Here is a 5,361-nt window from a genome sequence, read left to right as displayed (position 1 = left end):
GCGCGTCAGCACCGGCGACTACGATTTCGGCGTGCTGCGGCTGTTTGCGAACGACACGATCTTCGGAAGCCAGTTCGAGCGGCGGTGAGGGGCGTTCCTCGGGCCTGGTTACCTTGTTGCGGAGATGCCCCGGTGCGGCGGTTCGCCGCGCTCAACGCAACACGCGGCCATGATTCCGGAGAACGCCGGCGCTGACGGAGTTCATCCGGCAGGGTCGTGTGTTGCGCAGACACCTCGGTGTTGGGTTTCGCTGCGCTCAACCCAACCTACGCGGCCATGATTCCGGAGAACGTCATGACCGATACCGTGCTCGTCGCCTGTCCGCAATGCCATACCCTGAACCGCGTGCCTCACGCGCGGCTGGTCGCGGGGCCGGTCTGCGGCCGTTGTCGCGAAGCGCTGTTCACGGCGCACCCGGTCGCGCTGTCGGCGGCGAACTTCGACGCGCACGCGGTGCGTTCGGAGCTGCCGCTGCTCGTGGATTTCTGGGCCGCGTGGTGCGGCCCCTGCCGCACGATGGCACCGCAGTTCGAGGCCGCGGCAAAGTCGCTGGAACCGCAGGTGCGGCTCGCGAAGGTCGACTCCGACGCCGAGCCGGCGCTGTCGGCGCGCTATGCGATCCGCAGCATTCCGACGCTGGTGCTGATCCGCGGCGGCGGCGAAGTCGCGCGGCAGAGCGGCGTGATGAGCAGCGCGGATATCGTGCGCTGGGTACAGAGCCACAGGTAGTTGGCGGCGAGCCCGACGGGCGAACCCCATATCGAGGTGTTCGCTTCCGGCGAGCGCCGGGCGGAGGCAGACGGGCGCAACAGTTGAACAATGCTGCGCGTCGCCTCGACGTGGGTTCTTCGCCGCGTGGCCACCGCGATGTTGCGGTTCGCCCTCGGCTCGCCGCGACGCACGCCGTTTCGGACGCCGCCGTCGCGCGTCGTTACGCCGGAACGCGCACCTGCCCTTCCATCAGTACGCGCGCGCTGCGGCTCATGATCGCGCGCGTGACGGTCCACTGGCCGTCGGTCCCGTGCGCCTCGGCGCCGACGCGCAGGGTGCCCGAAGGATGGCCGAAGCGCACGGCGTTGCGCACGCCGCCGCCGGCGGCGAGGTTCACGAGCGTGCCGGGAATCGCCGCGGCCGTGCCGATCGCGACGGCGGCGGTGCCCATCATCGCGTGATGCAGCTTGCCCATCGACAGCGCGCGCACGTTGAGGTCGATCTCGCCGGCCTCGACGGCCCTGCCGCTCGATGCGGTATACGTCGCCGGCTTTGATACGAAAGCGACTTTCGGCGTGTGCTGGCGCTTCGCCGCCTCGCCGATGTCGGCGATCAGGCCCATGCGCAGCGCGCCGTAGGCGCGGATCGTCTCGAACTTCGCGAGCGCCTTCGGATCTTCGTTGATCGCGCCCTGCAGTTCGGTTCCGGCATAGCCGATGTCCTGCGCATTGACGAAGATCGTCGGGATGCCCGCGTTGATCAGCGTCGCCTGCAGCGTGCCGACGCCCGGGACTTCCAGCGCGTCGACGAGGTTGCCGGTCGGGAACATCGCGCCGCCGTCCTCGCCGTCGTCGGCGGGATCGAGGAATTCGACCTGCACCTCGGCGGCCGGAAACGTCACGCCGTCGAGTTCGAAGTCGCCGGTCTCCTGCACGTCGCCCGCCGTGATCGGCACGTGCGCGACGATGGTCTTGCCGATGTTGGCCTGCCAGATGCGCACGGTGCAGAGCCCGTCTTTCGGAATCCGCACCGCGTCGATCAGGCCGCTCGCGATCGCGAACGGCCCGACCGCGGCCGACAGGTTGCCGCAGTTGCCCGACCAGTCGACGCAGGGCTGGTCGATCGACACCTGGCCGAACAGATAGTCGACGTCGTGGTCGGGCCGCGTGCTGCGCGACACGATCACGGTCTTGCTCGTGCTGGACGTCGCGCCGCCCATGCCGTCGATCTGCTTGCCGTAGGGATCGGGGCTGCCGATCACGCGCAGCAGCAGCGCGTCGCGCGCCGGACCGGGCGCGCGTGCGGCTTCGGGAAGGTCGTCCAGGCGAAAGAAGACGCCCTTGCTCGTGCCGCCGCGCATGTACACGGCGGGAATGCGGATCTGCGGTGCGTGGCTCATGCGGTTGCGCGTTCCGTAACTGTGGATCTGTGTACGATCAGGGATTGTCGGGGATTTCGGGCTCGACGAGCTGCGCGAGCAGGGCCAGCGATTCCTGCCAGCCGACGTAGCAGAACTCGACCGGAATCGCGTCGGGAATGCCCTGCTGCACGATATGCACCTCGGTGCCGACCATCACGGGCTTCAGCGAGATGGTCACTTCCATCTGGCCGGGCAGGTCCGCGCTCTCGAACTGGTCGTTGTAGCGCAGCTTCTCGCCGGGCACGAGTTCGAGATACGTGCCGCCGAACGCATGGCTGCTGCCGGTGCCGAAGTTCGTGAACGACATGCGGTAGCTGCCGCCGACGCGTGCATCCATCGCATGCACGGTGCCGGTGAAGCCGTGCGGCGGCAGCCATTTGACCATGGCGGCCGGATCGATGAACGCGCGGTAGATGCGATCGGGCGGAGCGCGCAGGACGCGGTGCAGCGTGACGGTACCGGGCATGACGTGACCTCCTTGCAGGGATGAGGACGAACGCGGGCGATGCAGTGCGGTGATTCAGGCGGCCTGTGCCGAGGATTCGAGGAAATCCTGCGCGAAGCGCTGCAGCACGCCGCCGGCTTCGTAGATCGAGACTTCCTCGGCGGTATCAAGCCGGCAGGTGACGGCCGTCTCGACGACCTCGCCGTTGCGGCGGCGGATCACCAGTGTCAGATCGGCGCGCGGACGGCGTTCGCCGACGACGTCGAAGGTCTCGGTGCCGTCGATCGCGAGCGTCTTGCGATCAGTGCCGGCTTTGAATTCGAGCGGCAGCACGCCCATGCCGATGAGGTTGGTGCGGTGGATGCGCTCGAAGCCTTCGGCGACGATGGCTTCGACGCCAGCCAGGCGCACGCCCTTCGCGGCCCAGTCGCGCGACGAACCCTGGCCGTAGTCGGCACCGGCGATGATGATCAGCGGCTGGCGCCGTTCCATGTACGTCTCGATCGTTTCCCACATGCGCAGGACGCGTCCTTCGGGTTCGAGACGTGCGAGCGAGCCCTTCTTCACCTGGCCGTCGACGACGGCCATCTCGTTGACGAGCTGCGGGTTCGCGAAGGTCGCGCGCTGCGCGGTCAGGTGGTCGCCGCGGTGCGTCGCGTAGGAATTGAAGTCCTCTTCGGGCAGGCCCATGCGCGCGAGGTATTCGCCGGCGGCGCTGTCGAGCAGGATCGCATTCGACGGCGACAGATGGTCGGTCGTGATGTTGTCGCCGAGGACGGCGAGCGCACGCATGCCGCGCAGCGTGCGCTCGCCGGCCAGCGCGCCTTCCCAGTACGGCGGACGGCGGATATAGGTGCTCTGCGGACGCCAGTCGTACAGCGGCGCGGCTTTTTCGCCGTGCACGACGCTCACGCGGAACATCGGCTCGTACACTTTGCGGAACTGTTCGGGTTTCACGCTGCTCGCGACGATCGCGTCGATCTCCGCGTCGCCGGGCCAGATGTCCGCGAGCGTGACCGGCGTGCCGTCGGCGGCGTGGCCGAGCGCGTCTTTCTCGATGTCGAAGCGGATCGTGCCGGCGATCGCATAGGCGATCACGAGCGGCGGCGAGGCGAGGAACGCCTGCTTCGCATAGGGATGGATGCGGCCGTCGAAATTGCGGTTCCCCGACAGCACCGCCGTCGCATAGAGATCGCGCTCGACGATCTCCTGCTGGATCGCCGGATCGAGCGCGCCGCTCATGCCGTTGCAGGTCGTGCAGGCGAACGCGACGATGCCGAAGCCGAGTTTTTCGAGTTCAGGCAAAAGGCCCGCCTCCTCGAGATACAGCTGCACGGCTTTCGAGCCCGGCGCGAGCGAGGTCTTGACCCAGGGCTTGCGCACGAGGCCGCGCGCGTTCGCGTTGCGCGCGAGCAACGCGGCGGCGATCACGTTGCGCGGATTGGAGGTGTTCGTGCAGCTCGTGATCGCCGCGATGATCACGGCGCCGTCGGGCATCAGGCCCTGCGCCTCCTGCGCGCGCGCCGCGTCGAGGCCGACCGCGATGCCGCGTTCGGCGAGCGCGGAGGTCGGCAGGCGCTTGTGCGGGTTCGACGGGCCGGCCATGTTGCGCTCGACGCCGGCGAGGTCGAAATGCAAGGTGCGTTCGTACTCGGCGGTCGCGAGCGCGTCGGCCCAGAGGCCCGCGGTCTTCGCATAGGTTTCGACGAGGCGTACCTGCTCGTCGCTGCGGCCGGTCAGGCGCAGATAGGCCAGCGTCTTGTCGTCGATGAAGAACATCGCCGCGGTCGCGCCGTATTCGGGCGCCATGTTCGAGATCGTCGCGCGGTCGCCGACGCCGAGCGCCGCGGCGCCTTCGCCGCGGAATTCGAGGTAGGCGCCGACCACCTTGGACTGGCGCAGGAATTCCGTCAGCGCGAGCACGATGTCGGTCGCGGTGATGCCGGGCTGCGGGCGGCCCGCGAGTTCGACGCAGACGATGTCGGGCAGGCGCATCCACGACGCGCGGCCGAGCATGACGTTCTCGGCTTCGAGGCCGCCGACGCCGACCGCGATCACGCCGAGCGCATCGACGTGCGGCGTGTGGCTGTCGGTGCCCACGCAGGTATCCGGATAGGCCACGCCGTCCTCGGCATGGATCACCGGCGACATCTTCTCCAGATTGATCTGATGCATGATCCCGTTGCCCGGCGGAATCACATCGACGTTCTTGAACGCGCGCTTGGTCCAGTCGATGAAATGGAAGCGGTCTTCGTTGCGGCGGTCTTCGATCGCGCGATTCTTCGCGAACGCGTTCGGGTCGTAGCCGCCGCATTCCACGGCGAGCGAATGATCGACGATCAGTTGCACCGGCACGACCGGATTCACTTTCGCCGGATCGCCGCCCTGGTCGGCGATCGCGTCGCGCAGGCCGGCGAGATCGACGAGCGCGGTCTGGCCGAGGATGTCGTGGCAGACCACGCGCGCCGGGAACCACGGGAAGTCGCGGTCGCGACGGCGTTCGATCAACTGCGTGAGCGAGTCGGCGAGGATCGCCGGATCGGCGCGGCGGACCAGGTTCTCGGCATGCACGCGCGCGGTGTACGGCAGTCCGGCCCAGGCACCCGGGCGGATCGCGTCGACGGCTTCGCGCGCGTCGAAGTAATCGAGCTCGGTTCCGGGCAGGCGTTTGCGATGGGCAGTGTTCATGAGGCCTTGGCGTTGGCTTGGGTTACTTGCGCTGCTCGATCGGCACGAACTTGAGATCTTCCGGACCGGTGTAGTTGGCGCTCGGGCGAATGATCTT

4 protein-coding genes are annotated in these 5,361 nt (G+C 68.0%); 1 reads left to right on the top strand and 3 read right to left on the bottom strand.

Annotated features, from left to right (window positions below):
* Positions 1–294 precede the first annotated feature (294 nt).
* Positions 295–729: a thioredoxin TrxC gene (gene trxC, locus VLF18_RS00800; RefSeq protein ID WP_325277709.1), complete on the top strand. Its 435-nt coding sequence runs from the start codon at positions 295–297 to the stop codon at positions 727–729.
* A gap of 202 nt (positions 730–931) precedes the next feature.
* Here trxC and prpF read toward each other — a convergent pair whose 3' ends face one another.
* The 3 genes from prpF to acnD are packed head-to-tail and all read right to left on the bottom strand — an operon-like array spanning position 932 to position 5,264.
* On the bottom strand, positions 932–2,110 hold the full coding sequence (gene prpF, locus VLF18_RS00795; protein WP_325277708.1) for a 2-methylaconitate cis-trans isomerase PrpF: 1,179 nt from the start codon (positions 2,108–2,110) through the stop codon (positions 932–934).
* Positions 2,111–2,147: 37 nt separating this feature from the next.
* Positions 2,148–2,597, bottom strand: coding sequence for an SRPBCC family protein (locus VLF18_RS00790; protein ID WP_325277707.1), 450 nt, complete (start codon positions 2,595–2,597; stop codon positions 2,148–2,150).
* Positions 2,598–2,651: 54 nt separating this feature from the next.
* Entirely contained in the window at positions 2,652–5,264 is a 2,613-nt protein-coding gene (acnD, locus tag VLF18_RS00785; RefSeq protein WP_325277706.1) for a Fe/S-dependent 2-methylisocitrate dehydratase AcnD, read from the bottom strand.
* Between the last annotated feature and the right edge of the window lie 97 nt (positions 5,265–5,361).

The sequence above is a fragment of the Tahibacter sp. genome, from assembly GCF_035481375.1.
Classification (GTDB): domain Bacteria; phylum Pseudomonadota; class Gammaproteobacteria; order Xanthomonadales; family Rhodanobacteraceae; genus Tahibacter.
Note: the sequence above shows the minus strand (reverse complement) of the source record. Positions and strands in the feature narration are given on the sequence as shown.

Coding starts and splice junctions, on each gene's coding strand:
- VLF18_RS00790 (WP_325277707.1), bottom strand. CDS start 2,597: ATGCCCGGTACCGTCACGCTGCACCGCGTCCTGCGCGCTCCGCCCGAT.
- trxC (WP_325277709.1), top strand. CDS start 295: ATGACCGATACCGTGCTCGTCGCCTGTCCGCAATGCCATACCCTGAAC.
- acnD (WP_325277706.1), bottom strand. CDS start 5,264: ATGAACACTGCCCATCGCAAACGCCTGCCCGGAACCGAGCTCGATTAC.
- prpF (WP_325277708.1), bottom strand. CDS start 2,110: ATGAGCCACGCACCGCAGATCCGCATTCCCGCCGTGTACATGCGCGGC.